At 61.3% G+C, this 15,041-nt stretch carries 12 protein-coding genes; 5 read left to right on the forward strand and 7 right to left on the reverse strand.

Going from position 1 to position 15,041, the window contains the following annotated elements; translation table 11 throughout:
- Positions 1-17: 17 nt before the first annotated feature.
- The 5 genes from edd to QEO92_RS01675 all read right to left on the reverse strand — a co-directional run bounded on the left by edd (position 18) and on the right by QEO92_RS01675 (position 6,946).
- Positions 18-1,835 (reverse strand): phosphogluconate dehydratase, encoded by a 1,818-nt coding sequence (gene edd / locus QEO92_RS01655; RefSeq protein ID WP_227701941.1) that lies wholly within the window; start codon positions 1,833-1,835, stop codon positions 18-20.
- 80 nt (positions 1,836-1,915) lie between these two features.
- Positions 1,916-2,614 carry a 6-phosphogluconolactonase gene (gene pgl, locus QEO92_RS01660; protein ID WP_227701942.1) on the reverse strand — a complete coding sequence of 233 codons (699 nt, stop codon included), beginning with the start codon at positions 2,612-2,614 and terminating at the stop codon, positions 1,916-1,918.
- 4 nt (positions 2,615-2,618) lie between these two features.
- The gene (zwf, locus tag QEO92_RS01665) at positions 2,619-4,091 is read right to left on the reverse strand and encodes a glucose-6-phosphate dehydrogenase (RefSeq protein ID WP_227701943.1); all 1,473 of its coding nucleotides are present in this window, start codon (positions 4,089-4,091) and stop codon (positions 2,619-2,621) included.
- A gap of 99 nt (positions 4,092-4,190) precedes the next feature.
- The gene (locus tag QEO92_RS01670; protein WP_227701944.1) at positions 4,191-5,495 is read right to left on the reverse strand and encodes an NAD(P)/FAD-dependent oxidoreductase; all 1,305 of its coding nucleotides are present in this window, start codon (positions 5,493-5,495) and stop codon (positions 4,191-4,193) included.
- 11 nt (positions 5,496-5,506) lie between these two features.
- The gene (locus QEO92_RS01675) at positions 5,507-6,946 is read right to left on the reverse strand and encodes a glutamine synthetase family protein (RefSeq protein ID WP_227701945.1); all 1,440 of its coding nucleotides are present in this window, start codon (positions 6,944-6,946) and stop codon (positions 5,507-5,509) included.
- 124 nt (positions 6,947-7,070) lie between these two features.
- On the opposite strand from QEO92_RS01675, the gene QEO92_RS01680 reads away from it, so the two are divergent.
- The 4 genes from QEO92_RS01680 to QEO92_RS01695 all read left to right on the forward strand — a co-directional run bounded on the left by QEO92_RS01680 (position 7,071) and on the right by QEO92_RS01695 (position 11,711).
- Positions 7,071-8,255: a BaiN/RdsA family NAD(P)/FAD-dependent oxidoreductase gene (locus QEO92_RS01680; RefSeq protein WP_227701946.1), complete on the forward strand. Its 1,185-nt coding sequence runs from the start codon at positions 7,071-7,073 to the stop codon at positions 8,253-8,255.
- Positions 8,256-8,398: 143 nt separating this feature from the next.
- Positions 8,399-8,536, forward strand: coding sequence for a hypothetical protein (locus tag QEO92_RS01685; RefSeq protein WP_200884017.1), 138 nt, complete (start codon positions 8,399-8,401; stop codon positions 8,534-8,536).
- A gap of 173 nt (positions 8,537-8,709) precedes the next feature.
- Positions 8,710-10,551 (forward strand): methyl-accepting chemotaxis protein, encoded by a 1,842-nt coding sequence (locus QEO92_RS01690; RefSeq protein ID WP_227701947.1) that lies wholly within the window; start codon positions 8,710-8,712, stop codon positions 10,549-10,551.
- A gap of 296 nt (positions 10,552-10,847) precedes the next feature.
- Positions 10,848-11,711 carry a LysR family transcriptional regulator gene (locus QEO92_RS01695; RefSeq protein WP_037158637.1) on the forward strand — a complete coding sequence of 288 codons (864 nt, stop codon included), beginning with the start codon at positions 10,848-10,850 and terminating at the stop codon, positions 11,709-11,711.
- Here the strand turns inward: QEO92_RS01695 and QEO92_RS01700 are convergent.
- Together QEO92_RS01700 and aceA are read right to left on the reverse strand one after the other, a co-directional pair.
- Entirely contained in the window at positions 11,708-11,950 is a 243-nt protein-coding gene (locus QEO92_RS01700) for an SMc00767 family acetate metabolism repressor (protein ID WP_037158634.1), read from the reverse strand. The two genes, QEO92_RS01695 and QEO92_RS01700, sit on opposite strands and share 4 nt — an antisense overlap.
- A gap of 103 nt (positions 11,951-12,053) precedes the next feature.
- Positions 12,054-13,343, reverse strand: a complete 1,290-nt coding sequence (gene aceA, locus QEO92_RS01705; RefSeq protein ID WP_227701948.1) for an isocitrate lyase — start codon at positions 13,341-13,343, stop codon at positions 12,054-12,056.
- A gap of 205 nt (positions 13,344-13,548) precedes the next feature.
- Here aceA and QEO92_RS01710 point away from each other — a divergent pair, with 205 nt between their 5' ends.
- The gene (locus QEO92_RS01710; protein WP_227701949.1) at positions 13,549-14,967 is read left to right on the forward strand and encodes a helix-turn-helix domain-containing protein; all 1,419 of its coding nucleotides are present in this window, start codon (positions 13,549-13,551) and stop codon (positions 14,965-14,967) included.
- Positions 14,968-15,041: the final 74 nt, after the last annotated feature.

A 15,041-nucleotide genomic window follows, 5' to 3' on the forward strand; every position in this document is an offset into this window, starting at 1 on the left:
GACAACCATATGACATGTCAAGCAAAGACGCTCGCTCCCTGGTCCGCATGGCCGACATTGCGGCGGAACGCGGCGAAGAGCTCGCGGCCCATGCCGAACTCGTTGTCGGAAAGATCGACGACGACAGGCGTGCGGGCATCAAACTCCGCCGCACCCACCAGTACCTCCAGGGTTCCGGCGATCGCATCGAGGCGGATGATATCGCCATCCCTGATCTTGGCGATCGGACCGCCATCAGAGGCTTCCGGTGTGATGTGGATTGCCGCCGGCACCTTGCCGGATGCGCCGGACATGCGGCCGTCGGTGACGAGCGCCACCTTGAAGCCGCGGTCCTGCAACACGCCGAGCGGCGGGGTCAGCCGATGCAGTTCCGGCATGCCGTTCGCCTTGGGACCCTGGAAGCGCACGACGGCGACGAAATCCCTGTTGAGCTCGCCGCGCTTGAAGGCATCCTGCAGCTCCTGCTGGTCATGGAAGACGATTGCCGGTGCCTCGATGATGTGCCGTTCCGGCTTGACAGCGGAAATCTTGATGACCGCCTTGCCGAGATTTCCCGTCAGCATCTTCAACCCGCCGTTCGATTGGAAGGGCGTTTCGATCAAGGCAAGTACCTTCTTGTCGCCGCTCTCTTCCGGTGCCGGTTCGCGCACGACCTGGCCATTGGCATCGAGCTTTGCCTCGACCGTATAGGCTTCCAGGCCCTGGCCGAAGACGGTGCGGACGTCGTCATGCAGCAGGCCCTGTTTCAGGAGTTGCTTGATGAGGAAACCCATGCCGCCGGCCGCATGGAAATGGTTCACATCGGCAAGGCCGTTCGGATAGACGCGCGCGATGAGCGGCACGACGTCGGAAAGATCGGAAATATCCTGCCAGGTAAGCTTTATGCCGGCGGCGCGCGCCATGGCGACGAGATGGAGCGTGTGATTGGTCGAGCCTCCCGTCGCATGCAGGCCGACGATGCCGTTGACGATCGAGCGCTCGTCGATCATTTCGCCGGCCGGCGTGAATTCGTTGCCGAGCGCGGTGATGGCGAGCGCCCGCTTGGCGGCTTCCTTCGTCAGCGCATCGCGCAGCGGCGTGCCGGGATTGACGAAGGATGCGCCGGGCATATGGAAGCCCATGATCTCCATCAGCATCTGGTTGGAATTGGCTGTGCCGTAGAAGGTGCAGGTGCCCGGCCCGTGATAGGATTTGGACTCGGCTTCGAGCAGCTCGGCGCGGCCGACCTTGCCTTCCGCATAAAGCTGGCGGATGCGCGACTTCTCGTCGTTGGGCAGGCCCGAAGTCATCGGTCCGGCCGGAATGAAGACGGAGGGCAGGTGGCCGAAACTCAATGCTGCGATTACCAGACCCGGCACGATCTTGTCGCAGATGCCGAGGAAGACGGCCGCATCGAACATGTTGTGCGAGAGGCCGATGCCGGCCGCCATGGCGATCGCATCGCGCGAGAAGAGCGATAGCTCCATGCCCGGCTGGCCCTGGGTGACACCGTCGCACATGGCCGGCACACCGCCGGCGACCTGAGCGATGCCGCCTGCTTCCCTTGCCGCTTCCCGGATGATCGGCGGGAAGGTTTCATACGGCTGGTGGGCCGAGAGCATGTCGTTATAGGCGGTGATGATGCCGAGATTTGGAACGACGTCTCCCGCGAGTGCCGCCTTCTCGGCGGGGGAACAGACCGCGAAGCCATGCGCGAGATTGCCGCACGAAAGGACAGCGCGGTGAGGCCCCCTGGAACCCGTCCGTCGCACGCGGTCGAGATAGGCTTCACGAAGCGGCTTCGATCGTTCGACGATGCGGGCGGTGATCGCCTCGATGCTGGAATGGGCGGCCATGGTCTTGTCCTCTGTCGTCAATCCCGGCTTGGGAGTGGCGAAAGCCGACCGGGATTGCTCCTGTTAAAAAATGCGGGCGTTCAAGGCGCCCAGTAAATCTCGAGCGGCGATTGGGCGCGGTTGAGCACGGCGCGGATCGGCATTTCGGTTTCGTCGGAACCGGCTTTCGCCTTGTCGAGCACGTCCTTCTTGCCCTGGCCTTCGATATGAAGCGCGAGGAAGCGCGCATCCGAAAGGCTCGCGAAGGAAAAGGTTAGCCGTTCTTCTCCCGCTCCCTCCGCCTCCATGGTCAGCACGCCGCGCGGACCGGAAAGGTTAAGCGCTTGCCCCAGATTGTTGCCATGCGGGAAGAACGAGGCGGTATGGCCATCCGTTCCCATGCCGAGGATAACCACATCGAAGGGCTTTCCGATGCCCGCGGCCTTCTCTGTCGCGATCACGGCCGCCTCATCGATCGAGGAACAGTCGTAATAGAGCGGGATGAATTTCGCTGCTGCCGCCCTGTCCTTCAGGAGATGGGTTGCGACCAGAAGGTGATTGGAGCGTGGGTTGTCGGCCGGCACGAAACGTTCGTCCACCAGCGTCACCGTGACTTTGCCCCAATCGATATCGCAGGTGGAAAGCGTTTCGAAGAAACGCTTCGGCGTCGAGCCGCCGGAAACCGCGATCGAGGCGGAACCTCGTTCGCGGATTGCCGCGGCAAGACGTGCCGCGACCTCGTCCGCCAGGGCGGCGGCGAGCGTTGCGGCATCGGGAAATTCATGAAGGTTCGCAGCCATCGTCTCAACCTTCGTGCCAGGTGCGACCGTCGCGCTCGATGAGGGCGATGGCCTGGCTCGGGCCCCAGGTGCCGGCAGTATAGCCCTGCACCTGCTGGCCGGTTTCCTCCCAGCCTTTCAGGATCGGATCGACCCAGCGCCATGCGGCCTCCACTTCGTCGCGGCGCATGAACAGCGTCTGGTTGGAGCGGATCGTGTCTGTGAGCAGTCGCTCATAGGCGTCGGGATTGCGCACGCTGAAGGCTTCGGCGAAGCTCATGTCGAGCGAGACTTCGCGCAGCCGCATGCCGCCTGGGCCGGGGTCCTTGATCATCAGCGACTGCTTGACGCCTTCATCGGGCTGCAGGCGGATGATGAGCTGGTTTGCAGCGATGCGGCCGGCAGAGGAATCGAAGATATTGTGCGGGATCGGCTTAAAGGTGATGACGATCTCCGAAACGCGGTTGGCAAGCCGCTTGCCGGTGCGGATGTAGAAGGGCACGCCCGCCCAGCGCCAGTTGCCGATCTCGGCCTTGATGGCGACGAAAGTCTCGGTGTTGGAAACACCCCCTTCCAGCTCTTCCAGATAGCCCTTGACGGGGCCGCCCGCGGAAGCGCCTGCGCGATACTGGCCGCGCACGGTCATCTGCTCGACATTGGCTTCGGTAATAGGCTTCAGAGCGCGAAGGACCTTGAGCTTCTCGTCGCGCACGGCCTCGGAATACATGGAGGAGGGCACTTCCATGGCGACGAGGCAGAGAAGCTGGAGGATATGGTTCTGCACCATGTCGCGCAATGCGCCGGCCGTGTCGTAATAGCCGGCCCGGCCTTCGAGGCCGACCGCTTCGGCGACCGTGATCTGCACGTGGTCTATGTGTTCGGCATTCCAGAGCGGTTCGTAGAGGGCGTTGGCAAAGCGCAGCGCCATCAGGTTCTGCACCGTCTCCTTGCCGAGATAATGATCGATGCGGAAAATCTGCTCTTCGCGGAAGACCTTGCCGATCGTGTCGTTGAGTTCAAGCGCCGAGGCGAGGTCACGGCCGATCGGCTTTTCGACGACGATGCGGGTCGCCCTGGTAATCAGCTTGTGGTCGCGGATCTTGTCCGAGATCGCGCCGAAAATGCCGGGCGCTACAGCGAGATAAAAGACGCGAACGCGTTCCTTGCCGTCGTCGAGCAACTTTTTAAGTTCGTCCCAGCCCTGATCCGCCTTCGCGTCGACGGAGACGTAATAGAGCCGCTCGCAGAATTTCTTGGCCTCGGCCTCATCATACTCGCCCTTCTTCAGATGCTCCTTCAGGGCATCCTCGGCGAACTTGCGGTAATCCTCATGCGAAAGGTTGCTGCGGGAGGCGCCGATGATGCGGGTCGGCTCGGTGAACTGGCCCTCGACCTGACGGTGATAGAGCGCCGGCAGAAGCTTCCGCTCGGCAAGGTCGCCGGTTCCGCCGAAGACGATACAATCAAAAGGTTCGACTGGGATGATCTGGCTGCTCATCGCTGTTCTTTCATCTCGCATGGTTGGGGGCATGTTTAATCTAATCGATTTAAAATGGCTAGCCCGAAATGGCTCGGACGGATTACTAAGGCGGGTGCGTCACCAAAGCCTGTCGCGCAGCGCAAACCACGTCAAGGCAAGGAAAAGCAGCGGAGTCCGCAGGCGCTGACCACCCGGGAAGGCCGGAATGTCGAGCGCCGCGAGGTGATCGAGTTCCGTTGCCTTGCCGGCGACCATATCAGCATAGAGTTTGCCACAATAGTTTGACAGCATCACACCATGGCCGGAATAGCCGCCGATCGAGGTGACGCCCGGCATGACCTCCTTCACGAAGGGCTGGCGCGGCAGGGTGATGCCGACATTGCCGCCCCAGGCGTGGATGATTTCGACATTTTTCAATGCCGGATAGGTGGCGACGATCTGTTTGCGGATGGCATTGGCCGTGTCCTTTGGATCGCGTGAGGAATAGACCTCTCGCCCGCCGAACAGCAGGCGATTGTCGCGCGATTTGCGGAAATAGCGCACCACGAAGCGCGAATCGGCTACGGCCTCGCCGCCCGGAATAACGTCTGGGAAATCATCGAGCGGCGCTGTGGCGGCGATGAAGGAGCCGATTGGCATGATATGCGCGGCAGTGGCCGGTTCGAGGTTGCCGACATAGGCATTGGTGGCGACGAGCGCGCGATCAGTCGTCAGCACACCTGAAGGTGTCTCGATTACGATCTTGCCGTCCGGCCCATTCCGGGTGCGTCGAATGGCGGTCGCCTTCGTCATCTCATAAAGCTGCGCGCCGGCTTCCTGTGCCGCACGGGCGAGACCGACCAGCAGCTTCAGCGGATGGATATGGCCGGTACCCATATCGCGGACACCGCAATAATAGTCCTTCGTGCCGAGCCGCTCTGCGGTCTCCTGCCGGTCCATGAAGGAGATGTGCGGATAGTCGTAGCGCTCCGCTGCGATCTCGGCGTTCGCGCGATACTCCTTGTCATGCCCGGGCTTATGGGAAACGTTCATCTGCCCCGGCATATAATCCATCTCGATGCCGTGGATTTTGGCAAAGTCGAGAAGATAACGCTTGGCATCTTCCGCCATATCGAACAGCGCCTTGGAACGTTCGTAGCCCAGTTCCTTTTCCAGGTCCTCCGGCCACCAGCGCTGTCCAGTGCCCATCTGGCCGCCGTTGCGGCCCGAGGCCCCGTCGCCGAAACGATGCGCCTCGATCAGGGCGACCGAAACACCCGATTTGGCAAGGTTGCAGGCCGCCTGGAGGCCGGTATAGCCGCCGCCGACAATGGCCACATCGACGGTTTTCGACCCGTCGAGAGCCGGATAGGCCGCCCGCTCGCCAACGGTTGCCTGATACCAGGAAATTCCCGGTGCGATCGGGCTCTGCCACGAATCCAAGGCCTTGGTCCTCACACGTTGAGAAGCAGGAATTCCCGCTCCCACGGGCTGATCACCTGCATGAAGGTCTCGAATTCGCCGCGTTTGACGCCGGCATAGATGCCGATGAACTCGGGACTGAAGACTTCCGCCAGCGCCGGCTCGGATTCGAGCAGGGAGACGGCTTCGAGCAAGCCGCGGGGCAGGTCTATCGATCCTTCATTCGCGGTGTCTTCCGTCGGCGGCTCCGGTTCCACTTCGTTGAGGATGCCGAGCAGCCCGCAGCCGAGCGAGGCGGCAAGCGCGAGATAGGGATTGGCGTCCGAGCTCGGCAGCCGGTTCTCGACCCGGCGGGCCGCTGCGTCGGAGACCGGCACGCGGAAGGCCGTTGTTCGGTTGTCGTATCCCCAGGCATTATTGACAGGAGCGGACATGTCCGGCGTCAGGCGGCGGTAGGAATTCACGTAAGGCGCCATCATCGCCAGTGTTTTGGGCACATAGGTCTGCATGCCGCCGATGAAGTGGAAGAAGGCCTTCGAGGCCGAGCCATCCGGATTGGAGAAGATGTTCTTCCTGGTCTCGATGTTGACGACGGACTGGTGGATATGCATGGCCGAACCCGGCTGGCCCTGCATCGGCTTCGCCATGAAGGTGGCATAGATGCCGTGCTTCATCGCCGCCTCGCGGATGGTGCGCTTGAACAGGAAGACCTGGTCCGCAAGCTCGACCGGATCGCCATGCCGCAGGTTTATCTCGAGCTGCGCCGGGCCTTCCTCATGAATGAGAGTGTCGATCTCCAGCCCCTGCTTTTCGGAGAAATGATAGATGTCGTCGATCAGTTCGTCGAATTCGTTGATGCCGGCGATCGAATAGCCCTGGCCGCCGAGGATGGAGCGCCCGGACCTGCCCTTCGGCGGATGCAGCGGATAGTCAGGGTCGTCGTTCTTGGCGACGAGGTAGAATTCGATTTCCGGCGCCACGACGGGTTTCCAGCCGCGCTCGTTGTAGAGCCTGACGACGTTCTTCAAAACGTTGCGCGGCGTGTAGGAGACGGCCTTGCCATTCGTATCAATGATATCGCAGATCACCTGCGCCGTCGGGTCGGTTTCCCAGGGTACAACCGAGAGGGTGGAAAGATCCGGCATCAGTTTGAGATCGCTATCGCGAGGCTCGTAGCGGAAAGTGTCGGTTTCCTCCGGATATTCACCTGAGATCGTATGCCGGTAGAGGGCGGACGGCAGTGCCAGCGACGTGTTGGAGGTGAACTTGGAGGACGGCATCATCTTGCCGCGCGGAACGCCCGCAAGATCGGGCGTGATGCATTCCACGTCCTCGATCCCGCGCGCCCGCAGCCACGCAGTAGCCTCCCGCCAGCCCGACACGCCTCGAAGCGAAGTGAGTGTCGGTTGGGACGTGGCTGCTTTCAGCACCTTGCCTGTTTCGGGAGCGGGATTGGATTTCTTGCGCGGCATGAGACACCGGTAGGGTTGATCGGAGTTCCCATCATAACCACGGATTGGCGATTGGCGAGGGGGCGGCATTGACTTTGAATAAAGGATCGCAAAGAGCGGAGCGGAAGAAGTCAAGGAGCGGCGGGTGGTGCGGAAATTCGATGTGGTGATCCTGGGCGCAGGCGCGGCGGGAATGATGTGCGCGATCCGTGCAGGCAGACGAAGCCGTTCCGTACTTCTGCTCGATCATGCCAGGGCACCGGGCGAGAAGATTCGTATTTCCGGCGGCGGCCGCTGCAACTTCACCAATATCCACGCGAGCGCGCGGAACTTTCTCTCCGCCAATCCACACTTCGCCAAGTCTGCCCTTGCGCGTTTTACACCGCGCGATTTTCTCGACATGATGGAAGCGAACAAGATCGCCTGGCACGAGAAAACGCTCGGTCAGCTTTTCTGCGATGAGAGCGCCAAAGATATCATCCGCATGCTGCTTTCCGAGATGAAGGCGGCAAACGTCGTTCTCGAACTGCAGAAGCAGATTACGGCGGTGGAGAAAACACCGGACGGCTTTCGCATCGCCACGCCCGATGGGGTGATCGAAGCCCGATCGCTGGTGGTCGCGACCGGTGGGAGGTCCATCCCGAAAATGGGCGCCACCGGTTTTGCCTATGAGATCGCCAGGCAATTCGGCTTCAAGATCGTGGAGCCGCGTCCGGCGCTGGTACCGCTGACGCTCGACCCGAACCTTCTGGAAAAGCTCGCGCCGCTTTCCGGCATCGCCGCGCCGGCCGAGGTCCGTCACGGCAAGACGACTTTCCGCGAAGCGTTGCTCTTTACCCACCGGGGGCTGAGCGGTCCCTCGATCCTGCAGATTTCTTCCTACTGGCGCGAGGGGGACGATATTACGCTCGTTATCGAACCGGATCTCGACATCGCGGCGATCCTCAGGGCGGCCCGCAAGACAAATGGACGGCAAGCGGCGCAGACTGTGCTTGCCGAGACGCTGCCGAAGCGCCTGGCGCAGTTTTTCGCTGAAAGTCGCGGTCTGCAGAATACCCATCTCGCAGATCTTTCCGACAAGGCGATCGATGGGCTTGCCACCTCTATCCAGAGCTGGACGATCCGGCCTGCCGGCTCGGAGGGTTACCGCACGGCAGAGGTCACACTGGGCGGCATAGATACGTTCGAACTGGATTCAAAGACCATGCAGGCGAAGGCGGTGCCGGGGCTTTATTTCATCGGCGAGTGCGTCGACGTGACGGGTTGGCTCGGCGGCTACAATTTCCAATGGGCCTGGGCCTCGGGCCATGTTTGTGGGGAGGCTTTGTAGTATCGCGCGATTCAGCACTTCTTAATGTGCCTTCGCCATCCTGCCTTAATGCCAGCTAAATTCTGCGATTTAGTATTGGCATGCGCTGCCTGTCGGCTCGCCGCAGGACGCCAAGAGCAACAGTGTTTTGGGGTTCAATACCTATGCAGAAAACCCGCCGTGCCCGCGCAATTGCCATCGCTCTGGTCCAGGACGACGCAAGGATGAAGCGGTTCAGGCTTTTGGCAATCGCGATCGGCGCCACCGCAGCGCTTCTGTCGGTTGCGGCGCTTTTCCATTAAGGCGCCTTCTGCTTCGATCCGATCGAATGCAGCCCTGCAAGGCAAATATCATATCGCCGCCTGATACAGGTCTGCTTGAGGCAGCACGTAGAAGTTACATTCAAATTCAGTAAATCTTTACGTATATCCTCAATATTAAAACGATTAGCTGGTCATATTGGGGAAGACTAGTCATGCCGAGATTACTGCCGCCGTCCGTCGTGTCGCGGATCGTATTCCTCTGTCTGTTTATGATCTTCATCGCGGTGATGGCAGTGGGCGGACTTGCCTATGCCTATCTGCGCAGTGACATCATGGAGACGGCAAGGGCCGACGCCCGCAACGCCATGCGCACCATGAGCCTGTTCTACGATCTGGAACTGCCGGGTTCGGTGAGTGAAATCAAGAACGGGGCTCTGGTTCGCATCACCCAAGGTGAGGGTACTCTGAACGATCATGGGATGGTCGACCGTACCGCGAGCGCAATCGGAGGCGTTGCGACCGTTTTCGAAAAGCGCGGTAGCGACTATGTCCGCGTCTCCACCAATGTGAAGACCGAGAAGGGCGAACGTGCGGTCGGCACGAAGCTCGCCGCCGATCACCCGGCGCAGCCCATCCTGGCGCGCGGGGAGGCCTATTTCGGGCCTGCAGTCCTGTTCGGCAGGGATTTCATGACCGGCTATTTCCCGATCACCGATGCCTCCAATGCGGTGACCGGGCTCCTTTTCATCGGCATACCGATGGAAGTCTATTTCGAACATATTGCTGCTTCGGGCTACGTCGTAGTCGGCACGTCGCTCGCCGCTCTGATTCTGGTCGGTCTGGTGAGCTTCTTTACCTTCAGGGTGCTGCTTCGTCCGCTCGCCGTGCTGACGGGTACGGTTCATACGCTCTCCGGGGGAAACGATACCGTCGAAATCCCGTATATCGAGCGACAAAATGAATTCGGCAATATTGCTCGCGCGCTGGAGATATTCCGGGACAATGCGCGGGAGAAGCTGCAGATCGAAAGCCGTAGTGCGCAGGAGCGCGCCGAGGCGGAGGCCGAACGCAATAGCAACGACATGGAAAAGCGGCGTGTCGACCGGCAGATCGACGTCGCCGTGAATGAGTTGGGTGCCGCGCTCGCGCGGTTGTCGCAGGGTGACCTTTCCAGCACCATCGAGACGGAATTCTCCGGTCGGCTGGAACAACTGCGGACCGATTTCAACGGCTCCATCGTCCGGCTGCGCGATACTCTTTCCCATATTCGGGAAAGCACGCTCGCCATACAGAAGAGCAGCGCCGATCTCAGCCATTCGTCGTCGGAACTGGCCCGCCGCACCGAGACCCAGGCTGCCTCGTTGGAAGAGACGGCTGCCGCTGTGGAGGAGATTACGGCAACGGTCCGGTCCTCCGCCGAGCGGGCGCACGAAGCCAACAATGCGGTCGTACTGACGAGGAAGAGCGCCGACAGTTCCGGGACGGTCGTCAGCAATGCCATAGACGCAATGGGTCGGATCGAGGAAGCCTCGCAGAAGATCGAGCGCATCATAGAGGTTATCGACGACATCGCCTTCCAGACCAACCTGCTTGCTCTCAATGCCGGTATCGAGGCAGCACGCGCCGGTGAGGCCGGCAAAGGCTTCGCCGTCGTGGCGCAGGAAGTGCGGGAGCTGGCGCAGCGCTCCGCCGGTGCGGCCAAGGAGATCAAGGAACTCATCAGCCAGTCGAGTGCCGAGGTCGGTTCCGGTGCTTCGCTCGTCCAGCAGGCCGGTGAGGTACTCGCGTCGATCAGCCAGCAGATCACCGGTATCAGCCAGCATGTGGAAATGATCGCCACCGCCAGCCAGGACCAGTCGGCGGCACTGCAGGACATCAATAACTCGGTCAACCGCATGGACCAGATGACTCAGCAGAACGGCGCCATGGTCGGCGAAACCAGTGAGGCGAGCCGATGCCTGGCGGATGAGGCGGATGCGCTGCTTCAGCTTGTGCAGCAGTTCCGTATCGACGAAGAAAGGTCGGCGCACCCGCAGGCCTCTCGCGTGGCCTGAGGACCGTCAACAGGATCGGAAGGAGCGGCAGCGATGCCGCTCCTTGCCGTTCTTCGTCCGCCGAGGAGTAGGATTGGACCGGTGAGCCAGCGCGGCAACGGTTCGCTAAACTGCTCATAAAAGCGATCTTCTGCCTGGCGGCAGTAGATCTCGCCCCTTGCACGGAATTGCCTGGCAAGATGGATAGCGACGACATTCTCATACATCGGAAATCTCCGTTCGAAAAAAGCCGTCTCCTTTCCTATAGATAAAAATATGCTTCTTGTACGGAATAAATCCGGCTATGTTTTTCACCCATGAAAAACATCAATTGGGATGCCTACGAGCTCTTCATGCAGGTGGCGCGCCATGGCGGGCTCTCCGGTGGCGCCGTCGCCACGGGATTGAGCCCCGCCACGATCGGCCGCCGCATGCTTGATCTTGAAGAGGCGATCGGTCGCCCGCTCTTCCTTCGCAGCCGCACGGGCTATCGGCTCACCGCCGAGGGTTCGGCCTTGTTTGCCCAGATTCTGGAAATGGAGGGGGCGGCTCGCCGCATTGAAAGCTGGAAGCGCGAAGGCACCGGTTCGCCGCTCGTAAGGGTCGCCTGCGGCACGTGGCTCGCCTGGATGTTCGCCCGGAACTTCTCGGCTGTCCGCACGGAGCAGGATCGTTTCCGCCTGGATTTCTATATCGCCGAGCGGCGTGCGAGCCTCGCGCATCGGGAAAGCGATATCGGTATCAGGGCCTTCGAACCCCAGGAGCCCAACCTGGCGGCAATCAAGCTGGGTGAAGTCGCCTATGCTGCTTATCGCGCCCGCAGCGCCCATCCGTCCATTGCAGACCGATGGCTCGCGGTTTCGGAGGAGGATGCCATTTCCGCCTACCTGCGCTGGCCGCATGAGAACCGGGCGGATCAGGTGGCCGTCACCGTCAACCGGCCCCGTTCGCTACGCGATCTTGCGCTCGCAGGCGCCGGCACGGCAGTATTGCCGTGCTTCGTAGGTGATCAGGACATGCGGCTGGAGCGCGTCGGCGAGGAGATCGCCGGCCTCCGCCATAGTCAGTGGACCGTAATGAACAACGACGATCGCCACCGCCGGGAAATCCGCACGGTGGTCGATCGCATGGTGAAGTTCATCAAGGGCCATGCCGAGCTCTTTGCCGGGCGCAGGCCTTAATTTACCGTGCGGTTGGTGACGATGACGGGGATCATCAGGTCGCCCCAGTGGCCGTCGCCGCCGTGATGCCGGGCGGAGCGGACGAGCTCAACCGAGACGCCGGCTTCGACTGCCTTCATGACAGCGTGGTTGAGGCGATGCAGGTCATTGGCGAGCGTTCGGATGGCTGCCTGTTGTTCGGCGGTCATGCTGCTGGCTTGTTCTTCTGCGCGTTCCTTGACGCGGGTCTGGACGTTCATGGCATTTCTCCTCTCTTTTGGTCGGGGTTTTTGAATGGAATTTCCGTCCTCTCCGCCCCCCGCTTCCGGGAGGAAAGCGGGGGGCGAGCGGGAGGGAACGCTATTACTCCGCGGCCGGGCGGAACTGGTCGTGCTCGGTCGATTCCTTCATGGCGGTCGTCGACGACTGGCCGCCGGTAATGGCGAGCGAGACCGCATCGAAGTAACCGGTGCCGACTTCGCGCTGGTGCTTGGTCGCCGTGTAGCCGTTGGCCTCGGCGGCGAATTCCGCTTCCTGCAGTTCCGAATAGGCGGCCATCTGCCGGTCCTTGTAACCGCGGGCCAATTCGAACATGCCGTAGTTCAACTGATGGAAGCCCGCGAGCGTGATGAACTGGAACTTGTAGCCCATCGCGCCGAGTTCCCGCTGGAACTTGGCGATCGTCGCATCGTCCAGGTTCTTCTTCCAGTTGAACGAGGGCGAGCAGTTGTAGGCGAGCTTCTTGCCCGGGTGAGCCTTGTGCACGCCTTCGGCGAATTTCCGCGCCTGCTCGAGGTCCGGCTTCGAGGTTTCGCACCAAATGAGATCGCAATAGGGGGCGTAGGCGACGGCGCGGGCAATGCAGGGTTCGAGCCCGTTCTTGACCTGGTAGAAGCCTTCGACCGTGCGGCCGGCATCGTAGTCGACGAAGGGGCGGTCGCGCTCGTCAATGTCGGAGGTCAGAAGCTTTGCCGCTTCCGCATCCGTACGGGCGATGACCAGCGTCGGAACACCCATGACGTCGGCGGCTAGCCGCGCGGCCGTCAGGTTGCGGATATGCGCAGCGGTGGGGATCAGCACCTTGCCGCCGAGATGGCCGCACTTCTTCTCCGAGGCTAATTGGTCTTCGTAGTGGACGCCTGCGGCGCCCGCTTCGATGAAGGCTTTCATGATCTCGAAGGCGTTGAGCGGCCCGCCGAAGCCTGCTTCCGCATCCGCAACGATCGGTGCGAACCAGGTTTCGACCGACAGGCCCTTGCCTTCCGCTGTCTCGATCTGGTCGGCGCGCTGCAGCGTCCGGTTGATGCGCTTGGCAAGCTCAGGCGCGGCATTGGCCGGATAGAGCGACTGGTCCGGATACATGGCGGAAGCCGTGTTGGCGTCTGCTGCGACCTGCCAGCCCGAGAGGTAGATCGCCTTCAGGCCGGCACGCACCATCTGCATGGCCTGGTTGCCCGAGAGCGCGCCCAGCGCGTTGACGAAGTTTTCCTCGTTGATGAGCTTCCAGAGCCGGTTCGCACCCATTTCAGCCAGCGAATATCGGATATCGACCGATCCGCGCAGTCGCTTGACCTCTTCGGCGCCATAGGGTCGCTCAATACCGTCGAAACGGCCTTTGGATGCCCCTGGAACCAGCGTGTAAAAATCTGTCATTTCTTTCTCCCATGTGAAACCGGCGACGGAGCCAATCTGATTTTGATGTGACTGAATTTACAGAGAAGAATGCTGCACTGCCAGAAAATAAGCGAAATATGGACTGGGAAAGAAGTTAGGATGTCTTGCCTTTCACAAAGACTTCGGTGAAAATGTCAAAATTGTAAAATCGGGTGACGACTCGAATTTGTAAAAATGGTGACAAATGGCCGAGCGGAAGATTTTTGCAGGCCCGCGCGTGCGGCGGGTGCGACTGGGTCTCGGGCTGACCCAGACGGCGATGGCCGAGGCACTCGGCATCTCGCCTTCCTACCTGAACCTGATCGAGCGCAACCAGCGGCCGCTGACCGTCCAGCTCCTCTTGAAGCTCGCCTCTGTCTACAAGGTCGACCTCGATGCGCTGCAGGGTGAGGGCGGCGGCCTGGCGAGCCAGCTTCGCGAAGTGTTCGCCGATCCGCTGCTGGCTGGCGAAATCCCCGGCGATCAGGAAATCATCGAGGTCGCCGAGGCTGCGCCGAATGCGGCGCTTGGCATGATGAAGCTCTACCGCGCCTATCGCGAACAGGCGGCCCGGCTTTCCGACCTTTCCGATCTTCTGGCGCGGGAAGGGCATGAAACCTCGATTGCCGGCACGCGCCTGCCGATCGACGAGGTGCGGGAGACCCTGGAGCGGCGGCCGAATTTCTTCGCGCGCATCGAGGATGCTGCGGAGGCTTTCGCGGCGAGACTTGGAACGGGTGACGAACTGCCCGGCGCCCTGAAGGCCTGGCTGAAGAGCGAGCATGGCATCGTCGTGCGCACGCTTCCCGTCCATGCCATGCCGAATCTGCGCCGCCGCTACGACCGCCATTCGATGCGGCTGTTCCTTTCGGAGCGGCTGTCGCCCTTCGATCGCACCCGGGAACTGGCCATGGAGGCGGCGCTTCTGGCGCTGGGGCAGGAGATCGCGGCGGAGCTCGACGAACTCTCCTTCTCCACCAACGAGGCGCGGCGCATCGGCCGTTTTGAACTTGCCCGCTATGCCGCCCATGCACTGATGATGCCCTATGGCGCGTTTCTCGCGGCAGCCCACCGTGCCCGCTATGACCTTGAGGTGCTGCGTTCGCGCTTCGAGGTTTCCTTTGAGCAGGCCGCCAACCGGTTGACCACGTTGGTCCGCATGGATGCCGGTGGAATACCGTTCTTCCTGCTCGAACTCGATCATGCGGGCAATGTGATCCGGCGGGCCGGCGCGCAAGGATTTCCGCAGGCCCGTTTCGGCGGTCTCTGTCCGAAGCTCGGCATTCATTCCGCTTTTGCTCAGCCGGGCCAGATTCTTGCCGATCGCGTCGAAATGCCCGACGGGAGTGCGTTTCTGACACTCTCGCGCACGCTCGAAGGGCCGCAGGCGGGGTTCGGTGAGCGCATCCGCCGCACCGCGGTCCTGCTCGGTTGTGATCTTTCGAGCGCAGGTGACACCGTTTATGGCGAGGCGCTTTCCGGAGCGACCGGTACTGTACTTGCCGGCACGGCCTGCCGTCTTTGCGAGCGGCAGGGCTGTCTTTCGCGCGCCGAGCCGCCGGTCACTCGACCGCTCGGACTTGACGAAATGGTAACCGGCTTGAGTGCCTTTGATTTCCAGTGACCTTTTCGGCACTGCACATTCCCCCTTGTGGGGAGAAAAATTCCTTTCTACTCTCGCAAAAACGATAAGGGAAT

Source organism: Neorhizobium petrolearium, assembly GCF_029854435.1.
In the GTDB taxonomy this organism is placed as follows: Bacteria; Pseudomonadota; Alphaproteobacteria; order Rhizobiales; family Rhizobiaceae; genus Neorhizobium; species Neorhizobium petrolearium.

Excerpts from the sequence above, each read along its gene's own strand:
- edd (WP_227701941.1), bottom strand. The coding sequence starts at position 1,835 with ATGGCCGCCCATTCCAGCATCGAGGCGATCACCGCCCGCATCGTCGAA.
- pgl (WP_227701942.1), bottom strand. The coding sequence starts at position 2,614 with ATGGCTGCGAACCTTCATGAATTTCCCGATGCCGCAACGCTCGCCGCC.
- zwf (WP_227701943.1), bottom strand. The coding sequence starts at position 4,091 with ATGAGCAGCCAGATCATCCCAGTCGAACCTTTTGATTGTATCGTCTTC.
- QEO92_RS01675 (WP_227701945.1), bottom strand. The coding sequence starts at position 6,946 with ATGCCGCGCAAGAAATCCAATCCCGCTCCCGAAACAGGCAAGGTGCTG.
- QEO92_RS01685 (WP_200884017.1), top strand. The coding sequence starts at position 8,399 with ATGCAGAAAACCCGCCGTGCCCGCGCAATTGCCATCGCTCTGGTCCAG.
- QEO92_RS01690 (WP_227701947.1), top strand. The coding sequence starts at position 8,710 with ATGCCGAGATTACTGCCGCCGTCCGTCGTGTCGCGGATCGTATTCCTC.
- QEO92_RS01695 (WP_037158637.1), top strand. The coding sequence starts at position 10,848 with ATGAAAAACATCAATTGGGATGCCTACGAGCTCTTCATGCAGGTGGCG.
- QEO92_RS01700 (WP_037158634.1), bottom strand. The coding sequence starts at position 11,950 with ATGAACGTCCAGACCCGCGTCAAGGAACGCGCAGAAGAACAAGCCAGC.
- aceA (WP_227701948.1), bottom strand. The coding sequence starts at position 13,343 with ATGACAGATTTTTACACGCTGGTTCCAGGGGCATCCAAAGGCCGTTTC.
- QEO92_RS01710 (WP_227701949.1), top strand. The coding sequence starts at position 13,549 with ATGGCCGAGCGGAAGATTTTTGCAGGCCCGCGCGTGCGGCGGGTGCGA.